This window comes from Colwellia sp. 6_MG-2023, assembly GCF_030547765.1.
In the GTDB taxonomy this organism is placed as follows: Bacteria; Pseudomonadota; Gammaproteobacteria; order Enterobacterales; family Alteromonadaceae; genus Colwellia.
Genome location: NZ_JAUOPP010000014.1, coordinates 14,825 through 35,201, shown reverse-complemented (window position 1 = coordinate 35,201; position 20,377 = coordinate 14,825). Strand labels below are relative to the sequence as shown.

Below are 20,377 nucleotides of genomic sequence, written 5' to 3'. Positions count from 1 at the left end.
CCCTATTCTATTATGTGCATTTCAGTAATGCTGCGATCAGGGCTTAGGTGAAAAATTGTGTCGGCAGAATGAGAGATGCTATTGCAACCCTGTACACTGAGCCTTTGAAAGTATTGTGTGAAATTTAACACTTCTGCTGGGGTCATAATTTTTGAATTAGTTAAGCCTTGGTTTCTTGCTTCTAGCTTCTGTTCTTGCTCTAAACGCCATTTATAAACGCAATCGAAAGAAGGAGCTTGTAGCGCTAACCAAAAATCCATATTTTTATATAGAGGTTCATATAATGACTTTAGTTGTTGATTGACATAATTTCGCCAGACACCATCGGCATCGTGTTGTAATTCAAGTTCATTAATGGGTTTTTGTAATTGCTCAGCTGTTTGTGATTTAACGCCCCAGCACCAGCCTTCTATAAGAATTATATCTACTGGTTTTTCAATTGAGTACCAAAGGTCTGTTGCAAAAGGTTCGTCAGTTGCTTTATCAAATTTAGGAATAGAGAAACCTGTTTCCTGTGCTTTTAATTGACTAATAACTTTGGTCAGCGCGGCTACATCGTGAGTGCCAGGTACACCTCGAGTAGCTAATAAAGGATGTATATCTCGTGCTAATTCATTGCGTTTTTCACTAGAATAATAAAAGTCATCCAACGACATAACCACAACATTAACTTTATATTGGTCTATTAAATATTCAGCAATATAATCAGTTAAGGTTGACTTTCCACTGCCTTGGCAGCCGTTAATACCAACAAAATAAGGCTGTTTTGCATCGTTAAACTTGCTAAATATTCTATCCGCTAGCGGCTTATAGTATTGCTTTACTGTATCTTTGAATTCTTCTGGTAGTTTATGTTCTTTAAGAAATGTCGAAAGCATAATTTCCCCTTAGTCAAATAGTTACTATCATTATGTATCAACCTTTATGCCACTTTATAAATTTTCTCTATTATTTGTAACTCAATGTAAAACAAGGAATATATTTTTTAGTTGTTAGAGTTCTTGTGATCTTAATTCGGCCAATGCGCATAGAAATAATTTAATTGCCCTGTATTGGTGCAGAAAGTAATGGAGAGTTCGATAGGTTTATATATTTTTATAAAAACTGCATTCATTCTTTATAAATTAAGTTGGTAGGCTTCGACTAGCGATAATACATTATTAGCAATGAGAATGATTTTCACTTGTAATGGTGGTGACGAAGGATTATCATAAATGCAAATAGTATTAGTTCTTATTTGTATTTGGTTGGGTTAATGAAACGTTTATTTGTATCTATCTTAGTTTATGGGGTTTGCTCTTTAAATAATCACAGTGTTGCGGCAACTCAATCAGAGTTGGAGCTAGCGCTAGTAAAGCAACAACAACAGCTTGCGTTAATTGAAAAAAAATTAGCGTCTTTAAAAGCCGACTCGCTTAAAGCGTCTGAAAATAAGCAGTTGAATGAAGGGGCAGATCTTGATGTTAAAAAGAATTGGCAAATTAATTCTTATGGCAGTCTCCTTTATAAAAATGAAGACGTTTATCAGAACATTCAGGATACAAACCCAGAGCGAAGAGCGACAACTGATTTAGAGCGCGTGGTGGTAGAGTTTGTTTATGACTTTGATCCTAAGTGGCAAGTTGAGATCGAGCTTGAATATGAACATGGTGGTACAGGTTCAACTTTAGAATATGACGGTTTTGAAGAGTTTGGCGAGTTTGAGACTGAAGTTGAAGCTGGTGGTGAAATTGTTGTGGAAAAAATGCAAGCTCAATATATTGCCAATAAATACTTCACGATGAAGATGGGACATATTTTTGTTCCTGTAGGTCTAGGTACTGATTTACATAAGCCAACACAATATGTTGCTACGCAGCGCTATTGGAGTGAAGCAACCCTTATTCCACAAGTTTGGCATGAAACCGGTGTAAATTTAATAAGTAAATGGAATGACTTTACCGCACAAACCTTAATTACCACTGGCCTTAACTCTGAATTTTTCCGCACGTATAACTGGGTGGCTACTGGACATCAAAGACGTTTTGAAACAGTAAATGCCGATGATTTAGCATTCACACTTCGCCTAGATTACGGCGATATTAAAGCGGGTAAAGGTGTAGGTGTTAGTTTTTATACTGGTGATACTTCAGGTAATAGAAACAATGATACTAAGGTGGATGGCGACGGTAATCTTACTATTTTCGGTCTTCATGGAGCTTACAGTTATAAGAATTGGCTTGTGCGTGGCCAATATTTATTTGGCTCGTTAGATGATAGTGAAGCGATCACTAATGCGAATAAAACAACACCAGGATTAAAGCCGGGAAATTTTTCACAACTAGGTAGCGAAGCTGAGTCGGCATTTGTCGAGTTATCGTATAACAGTCAAGAGCTGTTCAATGTTAGCAAACCACTCTATTTATATAGCATTTATGAATATGCAAATCCGATCAAAAAGCTTGAACAAGGTATCGCCACAGATCGATTTAACACACAGTCTATCGCTTTAGGTATGAACTATTACCCAATTAAAAATATTGTATTTAAAGCACAGGCGGCACAAACAAAACACGCACAAAACAACTTAGATGATAGCACCAGCTTTAGTTTGTCTATGGGTTACTTCTTTTCTATATAGCACGGTCAAAATAACAAAATTAACATAACAAAATTTAAATAAGGGACATAACATGATATTTAAGAAATCTTTATTGGCAGCTGCCATCTCTGCATTAGTTTTAACAGCTTGTGGTGGCAGTTCGTCAGACAGTGAAACCCCTGTGGTTGAGGAAACTAGTTTCAGTTTTGAAGCCACTGAAATGATCACTAATTTAACTAATGATGTCATCGTGGCGGGTTATCAAAACCTTAATGATGGTGCGACAGACTTTTTATTAGCAACTCAAAATTTAGTAAATACACCAACAGAAGAGAATTTAGCATTAGCGCAACAAGCTTGGAAAGAAGTTCGAGTACCTTGGGAGCAAGGTGAATCACACATTTTTGGCCCAGTTGACGCACTTTCTATTGATCCTCATTTAGATACTTGGCCGTTAAATACCAGTGACTTAGAGGCGTTATTAGCATCTCAAGCAAGTTTTAGTGCTGATGAACTCAAAACGTTTAATGATGACGTTCAAGGTTTTCATACCATGGAGTTTCTATTGTTTGGTGATGGTGTAGAAGATAATGAGAAAAGCATTGATGAAATGACTACGCTTGAAAGTGAATATTTATCTGCCGCTGCAGAGGTATTTAAAACTTATACACAATCATTGTTAGATGCATGGATAGTTGCGAATGATCCAAACGATGCTAATTCGCCAGCATACAAAGATTTATTATTAACTACGAATAATGATATTTATGCATCTCAGTTGGGTGTAGTAGAAGAATTAATCAACGGTATGATTGGTATTGTTGATGAAGTAGGTAATGGCAAAATAGCGGAACCGTTTGGTAGTAATATCGATAATATTGATACTTCTAAAGTGGAATCACAATATAGCTGGAATTCACTGGCTGATTTTACTGACAATATTCGTGGCGTACAAAATGTGTATCGCGGTGAGTTTTCAGGGCAGGCTGATAAAGCGGGTATTATTGACTTTGTGAATGCGGCTGATGCCGATCTTGCCACAAGAGTCGATACTGAAATAACGGATGCTATTGCGGCGATTGAAGCAATTGCTGGTGATAATGATTTACCTTTTAGACAAGCCATTAATGATGCTGATGCGCGAGTGAGAATTCAAGCTGCGATTGATACGTTATCAACGTTACAAACTTCTTTTGAAAATGACGTCTTAACTAAGCTACAAGATTGGCAACAATAAGTTAGTTAACTATTTATTGAGTCATTCTCAACAATTATTGCGCAAGGATGCACAATAATCTACACCTGTTCTGGGCATCCTAGCAATGATTAATCTAAGTAAGTTAAAAAAGTTAAGTTATTTAAGTAAATTAAGTAAATTTAATTATTTATATAAACTAAGTAATTCTGATAGTTCAACGAAACAACGCCAAGTAAAGCTTTGCCATGTAGTGTTAGTCATAACGAGTGCAATGATTATCTCTGGCTGTAACTCCAGTAGTTCAAATGAGACGAGCAAAGAAACCGAGCAACCACAAGCGGCTTATACTTTTGTAAGTTTATTAGGCGGTGAGGTAACCGCTATTGATGCTAGCGATTCAGGGCATGGCTTTTCAACGCCGATGCCAAATTTAACTGCTGAAGAGTTAGACAAACATTTAACTGGTGACACACATTTTGAAACCGCCTTTACTACCGCACCAAATAATGAGCACCCTGATTTAGACGGGTTGGGGCCAGTATTTAATAACCAAGATTGTAATTCATGTCATCAACGTGATGGACGCCCCTCTACTATTACCTTAGCCTCAGGAGAAAGTCGGGTATTATTGGGCTCTAATGCCGGAATTTTCTTACGTATGAGTATTGATGATGGTGAATGTTTGGTGCCATCAGTAGAAAATAACTATTGTAAAAATGTAGGGGTTGATGGTTTTGGTACGCAATTATTCCATCGAGGTGTTCTAAAGGCTCGGGATGATTGGCAAGAGAATCCTTTTATTGGCCAAGCTAATGTATATCTTTCATATGAGTATTCAACGGTAACTTATGCTGATGGTAATATGGTAACGCTTAAAAAGCCGATGTTTACAATTGAAAAACCTTATGATGTAGCACCTGAAAATTCGCTAAATAGCGCTATTTTGCAAGCGAATGTACGTTATAGCCCAAGAAACGGTATGCCTATATTTGGTTTAGGGTTGCTAGAGTTGATTAGTGAGGCTGATATTTTAGCATTAGCCGATGAGAACGATACTAATAATGATGGTATTTCTGGTCGCCCTAATTGGGTTTTTGATCCGGTAAAAGCTAACAATAATGATCCTATTCCCGTGTCATTAGGGCGCTTTGGTTGGAAAGCCAGTACACCAAGCGTTCGAGTACAGTCGCTTGCAGCCTTGCGTGGCGATATGGGGATAACGAATCCTTTATTTCCTGAAGAGAGTGTTGTTAATACTCCGCTACACGAGAGCTACCTTGCACGTACTGGGTTTGTTGACACAGGCACTGATGAGCAAGGAAATACCGAAGCTACTCAGCAGTTCTCAGATGAAGTGGTGTTTTATGCTGAAACGTTAGCGGTTCCAGCTAGGCGTAATATTAATGATGAATCAGTGATTGCTGGTGCGCAACTATTTACCCAAGTGAATTGTACTGGGTGTCATCAACCTGACTTTATTACGTCTACAGGTGAACTTTTAGTGGGTGGTTTAGCTGCGCCAGAGGTACTAAAAGGGCAACATATTTATCCATTTACCGATATGTTATTACATGATTTAGGTGAAGGACTCGCTGATAACCGCCGTGATTTCACTGCGAATGGTCAAGAGTGGAAAACACGCCCTTTGTGGGGAATCGGTTTAACTAAAACAGTGAACCCTGCGGCTGGATTTTTACATGATGGTAGGGCTGCAGATGTTGAAGAAGCTATTCTGTGGCATGGTGGTGAAGCTGAGCAAAGTAAAAATGCTTATATGGCTTTAGCGGAAGCCGAACGTCAATCATTAATCGATTTTGTTATGTCGTTGTAGAGCGTGGTAAAGAAAAGTATTAGGTGAGTTTAGTTCACCTAATACTGGAGGGGTAGATTATTCGCCACTTATGATTACTTGGGTGGCGATCTCGCTATTCGCTAATGCGGCATTCTTAGGTAATACTTCATTGCCGTCTAATAAATAAATAACTTTTTGGCCTTGTGCCGCTAATTCCATAGCATGTTGATAGTTAATTAATATACTTGAGCTGATGCTTTGTAAAAACTTTTCAGCATCGCGTCGTATATATTCAATTAATTCAATATTAACATCTTCATCATAAAAAACAGCATCAGCAAATTGCATCGCTCGATGGGCATTTAGTGTTAAGTTATCTGGGTTGCCGTTTTTTGTATGAATAAAGATAATTTCACCACTCGGTGGCGCGATTTCTTGTTTTATACTGGCAATTAATTGTTGCTCTGCTTTTTGTTGGTCGCCATCGAGTACCGCTTGTCCTATTGGCCCTTTAAGAATGCTTTCCCAAAAGCTGCGCCTATTGCGTAATCCTTTAACGCGTGCTTTGACATGATCACGAAACTTATATGAAAAATCGGCAAGTTTTCCATAGCCTTGAGGAAGTGTTTTTTCAATTTGCTCCCTTAACATGCGTACGAGAATAGGTGAGCTGCCTGAACTTGATAGCGCAATAAGCATTGGACTTCTGTCAATGATAGCCGGCGTAATGTAAGTGCATAATTCAGGTTGGTCGACAACGTTAGTCAGTATATTTAATGGTGTCGCTTCTTGATAAATCGCTTCATTTACCACTGTGTTATCAGTAGCGGCGATGACTAAATTGATATGCGTTAAATGCCCAGCTTGGTAATTATGGGGTAACCAAGTTAATTGATGTAATGTAATCAAACGTTCGATACTACTACATACGCTCTCACTCATTATGGTGATATTAGTGGTCGCTTTTAAGAGCAATTCAAGTTTGCGGGTAGCTACCTCGCCACCCCCTATAATCATAGCGGATAGATTGTTGGCATCGAGGAACACAGGAAAATATTTCATGACATAACTTAGTACAAAGACATTATTAACTTAACTGGCTTAACTTTATCATAAGCCTGTAATGAAAATCTTTACTAGTCTACGGTTAATCGATTTTTACTAATGGCTAAACCATTTAAATCGCCGTAAATAAAGTCGCCAGCCTTAAAGTGTAAATTGGCAAAGGTAATATCAACATTAATGTCGCCAACGCCTAACTTTTCTGTTTTTATTGGGTTACAGCCTAGCGCTTTTACACCAATAGGCAAGGTGGCAATAGTGCCAGCATCGCGAATGCAGCCATTGATTACAATAGCTTGCCAACCATTCTCAACCGCTTTTTCTGCTAACATATCACCTAATAAAGCGTTGGTAGTGCTAGCTTTACCATCAATTACCATGACTTTACCTGTGCCATCGGTGGCAACTAATTCTTTTACTTTTGAATTATCGTTAAAGCAAGATACAGTGACAATTTCACCAGAAAAAATAACCTTACCGCCGTAATCATTAAATATTGGCTCCGCTAGTTGTAATTGTTCAGGGTAAAGATCGAATAAATCAGGGAGTAAATCTAACATTATATTTTACGTATTAAATGAATTTGTTCCTACTCTAGCATCAATGAATGATAAACTATCATTACGAATATGTATGATCAGAATAAACAATGTTCATAAATAACCACAATCAATTTAATTAATTTCATCGGAAAACATAACATGCCTTGGATACAACTTAGATTAAGCGCTAATGAAGAAACTGCAGAAAAGTATAGTGATTGGTTAGTAGCCTGTGGCTCACAAGCAGTGACTTTTATTGACGCTAAAGATACACCTATTTATGAACCCTTACCTGGTGATGAAGTAATCTATTGGTCTAACACTGTTGTTATGGGCTTGTTTGATGCGAGTCATGATATGGATAAAGTGATCAGTTATTTACAAGGTATTCATCCTGATAAAAAGCAGATGAAATACAAGTTAGAACAATTAGAAGATAAAGACTGGGAACGTGAATGGATGGATAACTTCCACCCAATGAAGTTTGGTAAACGCCTATGGGTTTGCCCAAGCTGGCGTGATGTACCAGAGCCTGATGCGGTCAATGTTATGCTTGACCCCGGCTTAGCTTTTGGCACAGGTACACACCCAACCACAGCGCTTTGCTTAACTTGGCTTGACGGCTTAGATTTGCAAGGTAAAACCGTAGTCGATTTTGGTTGTGGCTCGGGTATATTGTCATTAGCTGCGTTAAAGTTGGGGGCAAAGAAAGTTATTGGTATTGATATTGACCCACAGGCATTACAGGCAAGTCTTGCTAATGCGAAACGTAATAATGTAGATGATAGGTTAACGCTTTTTCTTCCAAAAGATCAGCCTACTTTTAAAGCTGATGTAGTGGTTGCAAATATATTAGCAGGACCATTGCGTGAGTTAGCGCCTACTATTATGGAGTATGTTAGTGATAAAGGTTTATTAGCATTGTCTGGTGTATTAGAAGAGCAGGCACAAACATTACAAGATATATATGGTCAATGGTGCAAGATGGAGCCGGTGACGATACAAGAAGAATGGGTTCGTTTAAACGGTCAACGTAAGTAATCTGAGCTTTGTATTAGTGCTTTATTTATATTCAGTCTATAAGTTTACTATTATTACAATACGTTAAAAAATATTTCTTGATGAGTCGAGTTGCAATGTTTCTTGCGACTCTTGCTTATTCTGTTCTTTTTCTTTTTTGGATTGAAAAATAGTGACTTGATTTTTTCCCGCATATTTAGATGAATAGGCGGCGCTATCGGCATCAGCTAAAATGTCATCTAAATCATAACCACTGGTTTTAGTATCGGTTACACCAAAACTTGCGGTAATATTAAAATCAAAACCAGACTCTTTTGTTGTAATGTTTGCAATGGCTTGTCGATAGGTTTCCGCTCGTTGAGACGCTGAGTGTTTATCGCAGCTTGTTAATAATATGCAAAATTCTTCACCGCCTAATCGGGCAAAAATATCGTTTTGACGGCCGATAGCTTTACAGGCGTATATTACATTTTTTAATGCCCAGTCACCGCATGCATGACCATAGTCATCATTAACTTTTTTGAAATAATCTAAATCAAACATAATGATACTTAATTCTTGATCTGCACTTTTGCAATATTCTAATGCTGAGTTCGCTATTTGAGTAAAATGGCCGCGATTATATATACCGGTGAGTGAATCATATTCAGCTAATTGTTTAATACGTTTATGGGCCTGTAATAATCGAGACCCCCACACTAATAGTATTGAGATTACTATGATTAATATCAGGAGAATAAAACGTGTGTTTTCTGCATTGGCTTTGATTAAGGCTTGTTCTGCAATTAATAAATCATTCTGTTGATTTAATAACGCGATTTGATTTTTTTGCTCTAGTTCTTTGTGTACCGCTAGTTGATAAGCTAAGTACTTATTTTTTTCATCTTCTAAGTGAGCTTTATTCGCTTCTGCATATTTTATATAGTGCGCTAATGCGGCTTGATTATCATTGTTTTCTACGGCAACTTTATACAGTATTGAATGGCTTAGTATGAATGACTGCATATTGCCAGGGCCATCGGTTTTTGATAATGCTTTGTGAGCATACTGAGTCGCTTCAACAAGGTTACTTTGTTTAAAATATGCTTGTGATAATAACGCATAAAACCCAGCCATAACCGGGGCATAGTTAGTTTTTTCGACTTCATCAAGCTTAGGGAGCAATAGATCTATCGTTTTTGTGGCTTGATTCTTTTCTAATAATACTCTTGCTAGGTAAGTTCGTATGACATTACTAACGATTTTTTCGTTGATTTTTTCACATGAGTTTATCGCTTCATTTATCTCTTCACTATTCTCGTCGAGTTGCTTTAGCTTTAATTTTGCTTCTAACATTAAATGATTAGCAAAACATAAAGGCCTAGCCTCTTGAGTTTCAGATTGAATTCTTTGGGCGTATGTTAACCCTAATTCGTATTGACCAATTAGATTGTAAAAAATGACAGCGATAATTAAGCCATCTTCTTGTACTTTTTTATCCTCAATTTCTTCTAGCATGTCAAAGTTATTGGATAAATGCGCTAGTCCTTCTGACCAGTTTTGGGCAATAGCATAAATATTCACAATAGAAGAGTTGGCTCTAAACTTTAGCTCTTTACTCGCGTTAGAATTTATAATTTCTTTATAACCCGTAATAGATTCTTCAAACTGACCCGTAAAGGAATGTTGATAGGCTAATAAATAATTTAAATAATGTTTTTGATTGCTAGATAACTGCTTGTTCTTCTCTTTAATTTTGTCAAGGATAATTGTTAGTTGTTTAGGGTTAGTACTGCGAATAGTGTCAGCATCTTTAAGTAGTTCGTCGATAGTTCTTGATTCATCATTAGACGCATTAGCTTTATGATGTGCACCAAAAATTACAATCAATAATAGATATAGAATAGTGATGGGCAGTATCTTTTTATCAGTCATAATCTTTGGTATATTTGCTTTATGTGCTTATAGCTGTTTTATTTTCTTCATTTTCTTCACTATTTTGTTCGTCGTCCTCAACTGCAGCTTCATCATCTTCAGCAGGATACATCGCACAAACAATATTAGCGCGAACTTGCAGCTGGTATTCTAATGAAGATACGTCTTTATCAATAATAGCTTTTGCAATATTGGCACTACACGCTGTAGTCACTAATAAATTTTTAATTGCATCTTCATTTTGTAAGCTTGAGTCATTACCCATCTTTTCTAATATTTCTATCGTTTTTGACATAACTTTCACTCTGTTTTTTTATTATAAGGATAGTGTTTACCTTTATATCACTAGCGTTAATTTGGGTCTATGTTTACTTTTAGTCTCTTTATTATCTATCTGAGCTAGTCTAGTTAATAGATCGTTATTTGGTTGTGGTTTTTCACTTGGAGGAATAACCAGAGTTGTGTGCATAAATAATTCTATGTTAACTAAATCGTGTAACGCAATGGTATCAGCGCGAACGTTATCAATAGGTAATACCTTGGCTTGATACAAAATTACCTGATGATCAGCTGGGTATGTTTCTGTTAGTAAATCGACCAATACTTGTAAGGTCTCTTTACTTGCCGCATATTTGGTTAACGATTTATCACCTGCTAAAGCAACTTGCCATAGTATAAGATGAGCTGTAGGGTCAATGTTACGCTTATAAAACATAAATTGGCTTGCTTCATAATTTATACAACCACTTTCTCCGGGATCAATATTTAAGTCAGCATAAAGGCAATCTTCTGCTGATATACCTGCTTCCATATGTGCAGGGTAGTTTTCTTTAGTCGCTTGCTTAATAGCTCTATGACCAACACAAGCAAATACACCAGGGTGCCCGTAAAAAGCACAAGCTACTTTTTTACCTAGCCTGACTTCCGCTATTATCGCCTCAACCATTTCATTATAGGTAATATTGCGGTTTTTTCCTTCTTGATAATAACATTGCAAACTACGAACATCATGATGCATTTCATCAATCCAACGTTCGGTGATTCCGGTCGACATTAATGAGAAAACTACATCGGCCTGCTCAATATAGCTTGTAGATATAGGACTAATATGCCCCCCGAGCATCATGCCCGTGCCAACACAAACTAAACTACCTTGCATTCATTTAAACCTTTTATAGTATGGCGGTATATGTTTATACATTTTTAGGAATAGTTATCCTATTATCGTTTTTATGTAATGTCTATGCCATGTGTCTTTATAAACTGAATCGATTCTTTGTTGGGAATCTAACGGTTGTTTGCTTGTATCACAAACAAAGCCGGTTTTTTTAGCTACTCTTGCTGTTGCTAAATTTGCTTTCGCAAAATGGGCGTTAATTTGTTGCAGGTTTAAATGGTTAAATCCATATTCTATTAATGAACCTATTGCTTCTTCGGGAAATAGCATGCCATTGAATTGAGTGGCGAGCATAATACCTATTTCAGTTATATTAGGTGTTTTATTATATAAAGCTTGTAAACCAATAAGGTTATTACTTTTTAAGTCAATAATTGCCCATACCATTACCTTTGGCTTTTTTTTCTGCATGATGGTTAACGTATGAGTAAATGCTTCAGTGGCTTCAATGCTAGTTAATGGTGTGCCAATATTTCGCATTATTTTCGAATCACTATAAAGGCTAATGTAAAACGCTTTATCAGTTTCTTCTAATGGGCGTATTAATAAACGTTTGGTAGTAAAACTTTTCATTTTTGTTTTCCTGTTTCGATTAGTTATTTATTTTTCTTTACAAATTTACCCTTATTTTTTAAAAAATAACTAGGTGAATAGGTGATTTTTAACGCAAAACCTGTTAGTGCATTGTACATTGAATTGTACAGAATCTGCTCACTTTAATGGTTTGGCAAAAGTCAATATTAAAAAGGCAAATAAAAGCTAATTTTGTTCAAATTATATGCTTTTCAATTCAATAAAAAACACGTAAACTTAGCGCCCTTTTGTAATGGTGCTTAAAAAATAGTCAGCGTGGTAATGGTTTGAAAATCGGCTCGTATCAATTTGACAGTAATGTTTTTCTTGCGCCTATGGCGGGCATTACGGACCAACCTTTTAGAGAATTGTGTTGTCGGTTAGGTGCAGGTTTGGCAGTGTCAGAAATGATATCGTCGAATCCTAAGGTATGGAATACCGAGAAATCTAAACTAAGAATGGTTCATAGTAAAGAGGCTGGTATTCGTAGCGTACAGATTGCTGGTAGCTGTCCTGATGAATTAGCCTTTGCTGCTCAGATTAATGCTGAAAATGGTGCTCAGATCATTGACATTAATATGGGATGCCCAGCAAAAAAGGTAAACAAAAAATTAGCGGGCTCTGCTTTATTAAGAGAGCCAGCACAGGTCGAACAAATCGTGAAGTCTGTGGTGAATTCGGTAAATATTCCGGTTACGTTAAAAATTCGCACTGGTTGGTGTGAAAACAGTCGTAATGGCATTGAGATAGCTAAAATTGCTGAAGATAATGGTATTGCATCGCTCGCAGTGCATGGTCGAACCCGTAATGACTTTTATAAAGGTAATGCGGAGTACGACACCATAAAAGCAATTAAACAAGCTGTTTCAATTCCCGTTGTAGCTAACGGCGACATAACCTCAGTAGAAAAAGCTGAGCATGTATTAAGCTATACCGGAGCCGATGCAATTATGATCGGTCGAGGTGCCCAAGGGAGACCTTGGATTTTTCGAGAAATTAATCATTTTTTGAAAACTGGAACTCAGATGGCTGCACCTTCAGTAAATGAGGTGAGTTCAATCGTACTTGAACATGTTAAAGAGTTACATCAGTTTTACGGTGACTTTATGGGTGTGAGAATCGCTCGTAAGCACGTGTCTTGGTATATCCATTCATTTGCCTTATTAGGCGATGCATTGGGTGATGATTTTTCTGCAAAATTTGCAGGAGATCAAGGCAAAATTTTTAGATCTACTTTTAATGGTTTATCGTCTACAAGTGAACAGCTTGAAACGTTAAACCTTTGTTTTGATCAACTTGTTCAGCGATGAACAGTGGGTCGTTAATTTTTATTAATAGAAAGAGTTGTACATTATGTTCGAACAAAATATTTCTTCTCCGTTTATCACTGGTGATATTCAAACGCAAACTAAAACGTCTCCTTTACGTACGCAAGCTAAAATAGCGATTAACAATTACTTAAAGCAATTAAACGGTAATGATGTTGACGATATGTACGACCTTGTACTAAGTGAGATTGAAGCACCAATGTTAGAAGAAGTAATGATGTATACACGCGGCAATCAAACAAGAGCTGCAAATTTACTAGGTATCAACCGTGGTACTTTACGTAAAAAATTAAAAAAATACGGAATGAACTAAGCCGATATTTTTATTGAAAGCACCTTCGGGTGCTTTTATTGTTTTTAAACTAATTTAAATTTTCATGTAATTTGACAAGTTAGCAATAAACTAGCAGTAAGTTACAACTAAAAAGGTAAATACATCGATGGATACTCCACGTCCAATTAAACGCGCATTATTAAGTGTTTCAGATAAATCAGGTATTGTTGAATTTGCACGTCGTCTAAATGAGAAGGGTGTTGACCTTCTTTCTACTGGCGGTACGGCAAAATTATTAGCCGAAAACGGCATTCCAGTAACAGAAGTTTCTGATTACACCGGTCACCCTGAAATTATGGATGGTCGTGTTAAAACATTACATCCTAAAGTACATGGCGGTATTTTAGCACGTCGTGGTATCGATGAAGGTGTAATGGCTGAGAACAATATTAATGCTATTGATATGGTTGTTGTTAACTTGTATCCATTTGCCAATGCTGTAAGTGATGAAAATTGTTCATTAGAAAACGCTATTGAAAACATCGATATTGGTGGTCCAACAATGGTACGTGCCGCAGCGAAAAATCATAAAGATGTTACGATTGTTGTTAACGCTAGTGATTATGATCGTGTTTTAGCTGAATTAGACAGCAACAATGATTCATTAACGTATCAAACACGTTTTGATTTAGCAATTGCAGCTTACGAGCACACGGCTAGTTACGACGGTATGATCGCAAACTATTTTGGTAAAATGTTACCAGCATACGGCGATACAGAAGCTACAGCGCCTTTACCTGGTGAAAAAGTTAAATTCCCACGTACTTTTAATAGTCAGTTTATTAAAACACAAGATTTACGTTATGGTGAAAACTCACATCAAGCAGCGGCTTTTTACAAAGAAGCAAACCCAGAAGAAGCTTCAGTGTCTACAGCCACTCAGTTACAAGGTAAAGCATTATCTTATAACAACATTGCTGATACTGATGCCGCATTAGAATGTGTTAAAGAATTTGACGAGCCAGCTTGTGTTATTGTTAAACATGCTAACCCATGTGGTGTTGCTATTGGTGATGATATTTTAGCGGCTTATGAAGGCGCGTACAAAACCGACCCTACCTCAGCATTTGGTGGCATTATTGCTTTTAACCGTGAGTTAGATGCAGATACAGCTGAAGCGATTGTGTCACGTCAATTTGTTGAAGTTATCATTGCTCCAAGCGTTTCAGATGCGGCAGCACAAATTGTTGCAGCTAAACCTAACTTACGTTTATTAGAATGTGGCCAGTGGGATACCAAAACAACAGGGTTTGATTTTAAACGTGTCAATGGTGGCTTGTTAGTGCAAGATACTGATCAAGGTCGTGTATCGCGCGATGATCTTAAAGTAGTGACTAAACGTCAACCGACAGAAAACGAAATGCGTGATTTACAGTTTTGCTGGAAAGTAGCAAAATTTGTGAAGTCTAACGCAATTGTTTATGTTAAAAATAGTGAAACTATCGGTGTTGGTGCCGGCCAAATGAGCCGTGTTTATTCAGCTAAAGTTGCTGGTATTAAAGCTGCTGATGAAAACTTAGAGGTTAAAGGCTCGGTTATGGCGTCAGATGCATTCTTCCCATTCCGCGATGGTTTAGATGCCGCAGCAGAAGCAGGCATTACAGCTGTAATTCAGCCTGGTGGCTCTATGCGTGATGATGAGGTGATTGCCGCAGCAGATGAACACAATATTGCTATGGTGTTTACCGGTATGCGTCACTTCCGTCATTAAGATAGCTATTAATTCCAGAAAATTAAGCAGTGTTGATTTATTTACTTACAATGAAAATTGCTATAAATAAAATCACCACTGCTTGTTTATTTAAAATCTGCTATAACTAGTGTTCTTTTAGTAACTTAAAATAGTTAATGGAAATATTATGACTCATTTAAAAAGCTTTAAATCTTTACTTTGTTCAACAGTAATCACTGCAACATTAGGCTTAAGCGCACTCGCTAGCTCAAATCTTTATGCCCATGCTAATCATGATCATAACAGCTCTGCACTTGAGCAAGCTGTGTCAGGTGAGCATCGTTCAGCTGAAAATAAAGCGCGTGATGAATATCGTCATCCGGTTGAAACATTGAAGTTTTTTGGTTTTACACCAGAAATGACAGTGGTAGAACTTACTCCAGGTGGTGGTTGGTATACTGAAATTTTAGCGCCTGCTCTAAAAGAGTCGGGTAAATATTATGGTGCTCATTATCCTGATACAGGTGAAGACAATTACTATTCTAAATCACGTAAAGCATTAGAGAAAAAAATTGCCTCGAACGATATTTATAGTGAAGTTGTATTAACTGACTTTGTTCCGCGTAAAGCAAGTGAAATAGCCCCTGAAGGGACGGCTGATCTAGTGTTAACTTTTCGTAACTTACATAACTGGAAAGCTGAAGGTGTAGAGCAAGTGTTTAAAGACGCTTACAAGGCACTTAAGTCTGGTGGTGTACTAGGTGTTGTTGAGCATCGTTTACCAGCAGGTGTTGCCCCTGAAAAAGCAGCGGGTTATGTTTCAGAAGCAACGACTATTAAGCAAGCTAAAGCAGCAGGTTTTCGTTTTGCTGGCGCAAGTGAAATAAATGCTAACCCGAAGGATATGGCTCAGCATCCTAAAGGTGTATGGACTTTACCACCGTCATTACGTTTAGGCGAAACTGATAAAGAAAAATATTTGGCGATTGGCGAAAGCGATCGCATGACCTTAAAGTTTGTTAAGCCTTAATTTAACGGTGTTAGCAACTTTAAAAGCAAAATAAACAATAGGAAAAATACATGAAAGTTTTAGTTATAGGATCAGGTGGTCGTGAGCATGCGTTGGCATGGAAAGCGGCTCAATCTAATCAAGTTACTAAAGTATTTGTTGCCCCAGGTAATGCTGGAACTGCAACTGAAGAAAAATTAGAAAATGTTGATCTTGATGTTAGTGATAACGCCGCTTTGGTTGCTTTTGCACAAAGTGAAGGTGTGGCATTAACTATTGTTGGCCCAGAGCAACCTTTAGTTGATGGTGTTGTTGATGCATTTCAAGCACAAGGTTTGGCTATTTTTGGTCCAAGTGCTAAAGCAGCGCAATTAGAAGGCTCAAAATCATTTACTAAAGACTTTTTAGCGCGTAATAATATCCCTTCGGGTAGCTATGAAAACTTTACTGAAGTTGAACCTGCGCTTGCTTATGTTCGTGAGAAAGGTGCACCCATTGTTGTTAAAGCTGATGGTTTAGCGGCAGGTAAGGGCGTTATTGTTGCACTAACATTAACTGAAGCAGAAGATGCTATTAAAGATATGTTAGCGGGTAATGCTTTTGGTGATGCTGGGCATCGTGTTGTTATTGAAGAGTTTCTTGAAGGTGAAGAAGCAAGTTTCATTGTTATGGTTGATGGTAAAAATGTTTTACCAATGGCAACAAGCCAAGATCATAAACGTGCATTAAATGGTGATTTAGGTCCGAATACTGGTGGTATGGGCGCTTATTCTCCAGCTCCGGTAGTAACACCTGAAATTCATGATCGCATCATGGCTGAAGTTATTATGCCAACTGTTGAAGGTATGGCAAATGAAGGCGCACCTTATACAGGTTTCTTATACGCTGGTTTAATGATTGCAGCAGATGGTACTCCTAACGTTATTGAATATAATTGTCGTTTTGGTGATCCTGAAACGCAACCAATAATGATGCGTTTACAATCAGATATTGTTGAACTTTGTTTAGCTGCTACACGCGGTGAATTAGATAAAGCAACGATTGATTTTGATAGTCGTGCTGCTGTTGGTGTTGTATTAGCTGCAAACGGCTATCCTGCAAGTTACCCTAAAGGTGATGTGATTTCAGGGCTTGAAACTAATACCAATGCCTCTGCAAAAACATTTCATGCCGGTACTAAGTTAAATGATAAAGGTGAAGTTGTAACTAATGGCGGACGCGTATTATGTGCCACTGCTTTAGGGAACACTGTTACTGAAGCTCAACAATTAGCGTATGAATTACTGCATCAGATCTCTTGGCAAGGTGTAGAGTTTAGAACAGATATTGCTTATCGTGCAATTGCGCGTGAACAAAACGCTTAAACTGATATTTGCTACATTGTAATAAATAAAAGGGCTGATAATAAATTATCAGCCCTTTTTTATTATGTTGTCTCGTCGTTAATTATTTAACAATTTAGCAAAAACCGTCACATTATAGTTTTTGTAATATTTTATCTAAGCCCATTTTTGATTGTGCTACTGCTTGTAGTGGAGTTAAACCATTTGGATACTCTTCTTGCTCTACCACTAACCATAAAGTACCACCAACAGCGATATTCGTTTTAGTTAGGTTTAACCAGTCAATAGTATCTTGACCAATAATAGGTAGTTTACCTGTAGTACCTTCTGGTAAGCGTACTTTGTAATGTGTGGTTAATGTACGACCAGGATAACGTTTTACGTATTCGATTGGATCTTTACCTGCATAAGTTGTCCAACCTACATCTTGCTGTAAAATAACGTCAGGTGTGGTGTTTTTTGCTAAGTAATCCCAATAGGTTGAATGATTGAACTCATTAAATTCTTGGTCATGGTTATGAAAACCAATTTTCATACCTAACGGTGCAAGTTTTTTTGCGAAGTAATTGAGTTTTTCAACGATGATTTTAATACCTTCTGGATGCCATGCTCGTTCATCCCAAGGAATGATTAAATAATCTATTCCCGCAGCTTTATAATAGCTGGTTGTTTTTTCAAAATTTTCATCATTAAGTTGTTCAAAAATAATATGGCCACCGCTTCCTTCCATGCCAAGAGAAGCAAGGTAGTTTTTTAATCCTTCGGCGTCATTTTCGAATGGACCAAAATCACGTGCAAATTCAACTCCTTGAAATCCTAATTTTGCTAGTTGTTCAATAGTGCCTTTAAAGTCTTCCTTAAGCTCGTCTTTAACCGACCATAGTTGCACACTTATTTTAGGAATCGGTTTTGTTATTGCTTTATCGTGATCCGCATGAGCAAAGCAATTTGTTGATAATGTTAGCATCGCGAGCAATAGTAAATTAATTAATTTCATATATTTTCTCTTATGTAGTTTTCTTTTTTTGATTTGTAGCTACTAATTTAATCAGTAATACCGAGTGTTATTAAATCCGCTTATTATTCATTTCTTTTACGGCATAATCCACAGCACGAACAGTAAGCGCCATAAAGGTTAATGATGGATTAGCCACACCAGATGAACAAAAGCTCGAGCCATCAGTCACAAATAGATTTGGAATGTCATGTGTTTGGTTGTAGGCATTCAAAACCGATTCAGCTGGATCTTTACCCATTCTTGCCGTTCCTACTTCATGAATAGCGAGTCCTGGTGCATTTTTATCAATAGAGGTATAGCTCTTTACATCTTTCAAGTCTGCTTTAAGTAGCATTTCTTTAGCTGTTTGCGCAGCATCTTCCATCATTAATACTTCATTGTCAGACCATTGACAGTTAATGTGTAATTGGGGAATACCCCATTTGTCTTTTTTAGTTTTATGAAGAGAAACTTGGTTTTCAAAACGTGGCAACATTTCACCTTGCGCATGTAAGCCAAAATGCCAGCTACTAGCCTGTGTAAGTTGTTGTTTATATGCAGCTCCAATACCAGTTTCAAAACGCGCATCTCGCCAATCTTTACGACCAAATCCGCCCGCTAATGCATAACCTCGTTTATAGTTCTTCTTATAAAGTGAAGGTTTAAATTGAAAGTTAGGCATATAAGCTTCTGTCGGACGACGGCCAGAATAATATTCGTCTTCGTAACCTTCTACTATTCCTGTGGCTCCCGCATTATAGACATGGTCCATTAAGTAATGGCCTAAAACGCCAGAGCTATTGGCAATGCCTTGTGGGAATTTTTTGGAAATAGAGTTAAGCATGATCTGTGTAGAGCCAAGTGTTGATGCACACACGAATACTACCTTGGCAAAATACTCTCGAGTAGTTAGGTTATCATTATCAATAACTTTAACGCCTTTTACGCGGTTGGTTTTTTCATCATAAATTAAGCTATGAACAACGCTGTTAGGTGCTATATGTAAGTTACCCGTTTTTGCTGCCGCGGGTAATGTTGAGCTTTGTGTTGAGAAATAAGCCCCAAATGAACAACCTTTTTGACATTCATTTCTTGATTGGCATTGTACTCTGCCTTGAGATATGTGAAGTTCAGAGGGTTTAGTCAGGTGAGCGGCACGTCCCATTATCATAGGTCTTTGAGGATATAACTTCGCTAGTTTATTTTTTATATCAAACTCAGGTTTAGTCCATTCAAATGGCGGTAAAAAAACACTATCAGGTAACTGAGGTAGGTTGTCGTAATTACCACTAATACCAACATGTTTTTCAACATGGCTATACCAATGCTCTAAATCTTTATAGCGAATTGGCCAATCAATACCAATACCGTCAGCTTTATTGATATTAAATTCATTATCACTAAAGCGGTAAGATTGACGATGCCAAATTAACGATTTACCACCTAGTTGATTAGCCCTAATCCAGCTGAAGTCTGTACCTTTTTCTGTTGAGTAGGGTAAATCTTTATCATTACCAAAAAATTGTTTTGTAGCATCATGGAATGCGTAACACTTTTTCTGAATTTTATATTGTTCTTCAACTAATAAGTTGTCGACCTTCATACGGTTAGCAAATTCCCAAGGGCCTTTACCTTCGTCAATATAATCTTTTTGATGCTCTACTACACGTCCGCGTTCTATCATTAAGGTTTTTAAGCCGCGTTCACATAATTCTTTCGCTGCCCAGCCACCAGAAATACCAGAGCCTATGACTAAGGCATCATATTCTTCATTACTTTCGTTAATATACAAATCTTTATCCATAAAATACTTCTTAGCATTTATTACTAGTTTA

18 protein-coding genes are annotated in these 20,377 nt (G+C 37.3%); 9 read left to right on the top strand and 9 right to left on the bottom strand.

Going from position 1 to position 20,377, the window contains the following annotated elements; translation table 11 throughout:
* Window positions 1-2: 2 nt before the first annotated feature.
* A complete protein-coding gene (locus tag Q4503_RS10405) occupies window positions 3-878 on the bottom strand; it encodes a kinase (protein ID WP_215972049.1) in 876 nt (291 codons plus the stop codon).
* A 377-nt stretch (window positions 879-1,255) separates the two neighbouring features.
* Between Q4503_RS10405 and Q4503_RS10400 the strand changes: the two genes are divergently transcribed.
* The 3 genes from Q4503_RS10400 (at window position 1,256) to Q4503_RS10390 (ending at window position 5,610) form a co-directional block, all read left to right on the top strand.
* Window positions 1,256-2,620, top strand: coding sequence for a hypothetical protein (locus tag Q4503_RS10400; RefSeq protein ID WP_303602214.1), 1,365 nt, complete (start codon window positions 1,256-1,258; stop codon window positions 2,618-2,620).
* A 52-nt stretch (window positions 2,621-2,672) separates the two neighbouring features.
* Window positions 2,673-3,818, top strand: coding sequence for an imelysin family protein (locus Q4503_RS10395; protein ID WP_303602213.1), 1,146 nt, complete (start codon window positions 2,673-2,675; stop codon window positions 3,816-3,818).
* An 85-nt stretch (window positions 3,819-3,903) separates the two neighbouring features.
* Window positions 3,904-5,610, top strand: a complete 1,707-nt coding sequence (locus Q4503_RS10390; protein WP_303602212.1) for a di-heme oxidoredictase family protein — start codon at window positions 3,904-3,906, stop codon at window positions 5,608-5,610.
* A 57-nt stretch (window positions 5,611-5,667) separates the two neighbouring features.
* Here Q4503_RS10390 and Q4503_RS10385 read toward each other — a convergent pair whose 3' ends face one another.
* Together Q4503_RS10385 and Q4503_RS10380 are read right to left on the bottom strand one after the other, a co-directional pair.
* Entirely contained in the window at window positions 5,668-6,633 is a 966-nt protein-coding gene (locus tag Q4503_RS10385; protein ID WP_215972052.1) for an NAD(P)-dependent oxidoreductase, read from the bottom strand.
* Between the two features lie 74 nt (window positions 6,634-6,707).
* Complete coding sequence (locus Q4503_RS10380; protein WP_303602211.1) at window positions 6,708-7,193, bottom strand: putative 4-hydroxy-4-methyl-2-oxoglutarate aldolase; 486 nt, start codon at window positions 7,191-7,193, stop codon at window positions 6,708-6,710.
* A 141-nt stretch (window positions 7,194-7,334) separates the two neighbouring features.
* Here Q4503_RS10380 and prmA point away from each other — a divergent pair, with 141 nt between their 5' ends.
* Window positions 7,335-8,216 carry a 50S ribosomal protein L11 methyltransferase gene (gene prmA, locus Q4503_RS10375; protein ID WP_303602210.1) on the top strand — a complete coding sequence of 294 codons (882 nt, stop codon included), beginning with the start codon at window positions 7,335-7,337 and terminating at the stop codon, window positions 8,214-8,216.
* Between the two features lie 63 nt (window positions 8,217-8,279).
* On the opposite strand, the gene Q4503_RS10370 is transcribed toward prmA, so the two are convergent.
* The 4 genes from Q4503_RS10370 to Q4503_RS10355 are packed head-to-tail and all read right to left on the bottom strand — an operon-like array spanning window position 8,280 to window position 11,859.
* Window positions 8,280-10,109, bottom strand: a complete 1,830-nt coding sequence (locus Q4503_RS10370; protein ID WP_303602209.1) for a GGDEF domain-containing protein — start codon at window positions 10,107-10,109, stop codon at window positions 8,280-8,282.
* A 19-nt stretch (window positions 10,110-10,128) separates the two neighbouring features.
* Window positions 10,129-10,404, bottom strand: coding sequence for a hypothetical protein (locus tag Q4503_RS10365; protein WP_303602208.1), 276 nt, complete (start codon window positions 10,402-10,404; stop codon window positions 10,129-10,131).
* 42 nt (window positions 10,405-10,446) lie between these two features.
* Window positions 10,447-11,268, bottom strand: coding sequence for an SAM-dependent methyltransferase (locus Q4503_RS10360; protein WP_303602207.1), 822 nt, complete (start codon window positions 11,266-11,268; stop codon window positions 10,447-10,449).
* 54 nt (window positions 11,269-11,322) lie between these two features.
* Window positions 11,323-11,859, bottom strand: a complete 537-nt coding sequence (locus tag Q4503_RS10355; RefSeq protein WP_303602206.1) for a GNAT family N-acetyltransferase — start codon at window positions 11,857-11,859, stop codon at window positions 11,323-11,325.
* A 287-nt stretch (window positions 11,860-12,146) separates the two neighbouring features.
* On the opposite strand from Q4503_RS10355, the gene dusB reads away from it, so the two are divergent.
* The 5 genes from dusB (at window position 12,147) to purD (ending at window position 17,566) form a co-directional block, all read left to right on the top strand.
* On the top strand, window positions 12,147-13,169 hold the full coding sequence (gene dusB / locus Q4503_RS10350; RefSeq protein WP_215972059.1) for a tRNA dihydrouridine synthase DusB: 1,023 nt from the start codon (window positions 12,147-12,149) through the stop codon (window positions 13,167-13,169).
* A gap of 43 nt (window positions 13,170-13,212) precedes the next feature.
* On the top strand, window positions 13,213-13,500 hold the full coding sequence (gene fis / locus Q4503_RS10345) for a DNA-binding transcriptional regulator Fis (RefSeq protein ID WP_114325692.1): 288 nt from the start codon (window positions 13,213-13,215) through the stop codon (window positions 13,498-13,500).
* Window positions 13,501-13,627: 127 nt separating this feature from the next.
* Window positions 13,628-15,232 carry a bifunctional phosphoribosylaminoimidazolecarboxamide formyltransferase/IMP cyclohydrolase gene (purH, locus tag Q4503_RS10340; protein WP_215972060.1) on the top strand — a complete coding sequence of 535 codons (1,605 nt, stop codon included), beginning with the start codon at window positions 13,628-13,630 and terminating at the stop codon, window positions 15,230-15,232.
* A gap of 148 nt (window positions 15,233-15,380) precedes the next feature.
* Window positions 15,381-16,223 carry a class I SAM-dependent methyltransferase gene (locus tag Q4503_RS10335; protein ID WP_303602205.1) on the top strand — a complete coding sequence of 281 codons (843 nt, stop codon included), beginning with the start codon at window positions 15,381-15,383 and terminating at the stop codon, window positions 16,221-16,223.
* 50 nt (window positions 16,224-16,273) lie between these two features.
* Window positions 16,274-17,566, top strand: a complete 1,293-nt coding sequence (purD, locus tag Q4503_RS10330; protein WP_215972062.1) for a phosphoribosylamine--glycine ligase — start codon at window positions 16,274-16,276, stop codon at window positions 17,564-17,566.
* A gap of 112 nt (window positions 17,567-17,678) precedes the next feature.
* On the opposite strand, the gene Q4503_RS10325 is transcribed toward purD, so the two are convergent.
* Together Q4503_RS10325 and Q4503_RS10320 are read right to left on the bottom strand one after the other, a co-directional pair.
* Entirely contained in the window at window positions 17,679-18,542 is an 864-nt protein-coding gene (locus Q4503_RS10325) for a sugar phosphate isomerase/epimerase (RefSeq protein WP_303602204.1), read from the bottom strand.
* 70 nt (window positions 18,543-18,612) lie between these two features.
* Window positions 18,613-20,346 carry a GMC oxidoreductase gene (locus Q4503_RS10320; protein ID WP_303602203.1) on the bottom strand — a complete coding sequence of 578 codons (1,734 nt, stop codon included), beginning with the start codon at window positions 20,344-20,346 and terminating at the stop codon, window positions 18,613-18,615.
* Between the last annotated feature and the right edge of the window lie 31 nt (window positions 20,347-20,377).

What these genes read in the sequence shown, in the direction of transcription:
- Q4503_RS10405 (WP_215972049.1), bottom strand. Translation starts at nt 878, where the DNA reads ATGCTTTCGACATTTCTTAAAGAACATAAACTACCAGAAGAATTCAAA.
- Q4503_RS10400 (WP_303602214.1), top strand. Translation starts at nt 1,256, where the DNA reads ATGAAACGTTTATTTGTATCTATCTTAGTTTATGGGGTTTGCTCTTTA.
- Q4503_RS10395 (WP_303602213.1), top strand. Translation starts at nt 2,673, where the DNA reads ATGATATTTAAGAAATCTTTATTGGCAGCTGCCATCTCTGCATTAGTT.
- Q4503_RS10390 (WP_303602212.1), top strand. Translation starts at nt 3,904, where the DNA reads ATGATTAATCTAAGTAAGTTAAAAAAGTTAAGTTATTTAAGTAAATTA.
- Q4503_RS10385 (WP_215972052.1), bottom strand. Translation starts at nt 6,633, where the DNA reads ATGAAATATTTTCCTGTGTTCCTCGATGCCAACAATCTATCCGCTATG.
- Q4503_RS10380 (WP_303602211.1), bottom strand. Translation starts at nt 7,193, where the DNA reads ATGTTAGATTTACTCCCTGATTTATTCGATCTTTACCCTGAACAATTA.
- prmA (WP_303602210.1), top strand. Translation starts at nt 7,335, where the DNA reads ATGCCTTGGATACAACTTAGATTAAGCGCTAATGAAGAAACTGCAGAA.
- Q4503_RS10370 (WP_303602209.1), bottom strand. Translation starts at nt 10,109, where the DNA reads ATGACTGATAAAAAGATACTGCCCATCACTATTCTATATCTATTATTG.
- Q4503_RS10365 (WP_303602208.1), bottom strand. Translation starts at nt 10,404, where the DNA reads ATGTCAAAAACGATAGAAATATTAGAAAAGATGGGTAATGACTCAAGC.
- Q4503_RS10360 (WP_303602207.1), bottom strand. Translation starts at nt 11,268, where the DNA reads ATGCAAGGTAGTTTAGTTTGTGTTGGCACGGGCATGATGCTCGGGGGG.
- Q4503_RS10355 (WP_303602206.1), bottom strand. Translation starts at nt 11,859, where the DNA reads ATGAAAAGTTTTACTACCAAACGTTTATTAATACGCCCATTAGAAGAA.
- fis (WP_114325692.1), top strand. Translation starts at nt 13,213, where the DNA reads ATGTTCGAACAAAATATTTCTTCTCCGTTTATCACTGGTGATATTCAA.
- purH (WP_215972060.1), top strand. Translation starts at nt 13,628, where the DNA reads ATGGATACTCCACGTCCAATTAAACGCGCATTATTAAGTGTTTCAGAT.
- Q4503_RS10335 (WP_303602205.1), top strand. Translation starts at nt 15,381, where the DNA reads ATGACTCATTTAAAAAGCTTTAAATCTTTACTTTGTTCAACAGTAATC.
- purD (WP_215972062.1), top strand. Translation starts at nt 16,274, where the DNA reads ATGAAAGTTTTAGTTATAGGATCAGGTGGTCGTGAGCATGCGTTGGCA.
- Q4503_RS10325 (WP_303602204.1), bottom strand. Translation starts at nt 18,542, where the DNA reads ATGAAATTAATTAATTTACTATTGCTCGCGATGCTAACATTATCAACA.
- Q4503_RS10320 (WP_303602203.1), bottom strand. Translation starts at nt 20,346, where the DNA reads ATGGATAAAGATTTGTATATTAACGAAAGTAATGAAGAATATGATGCC.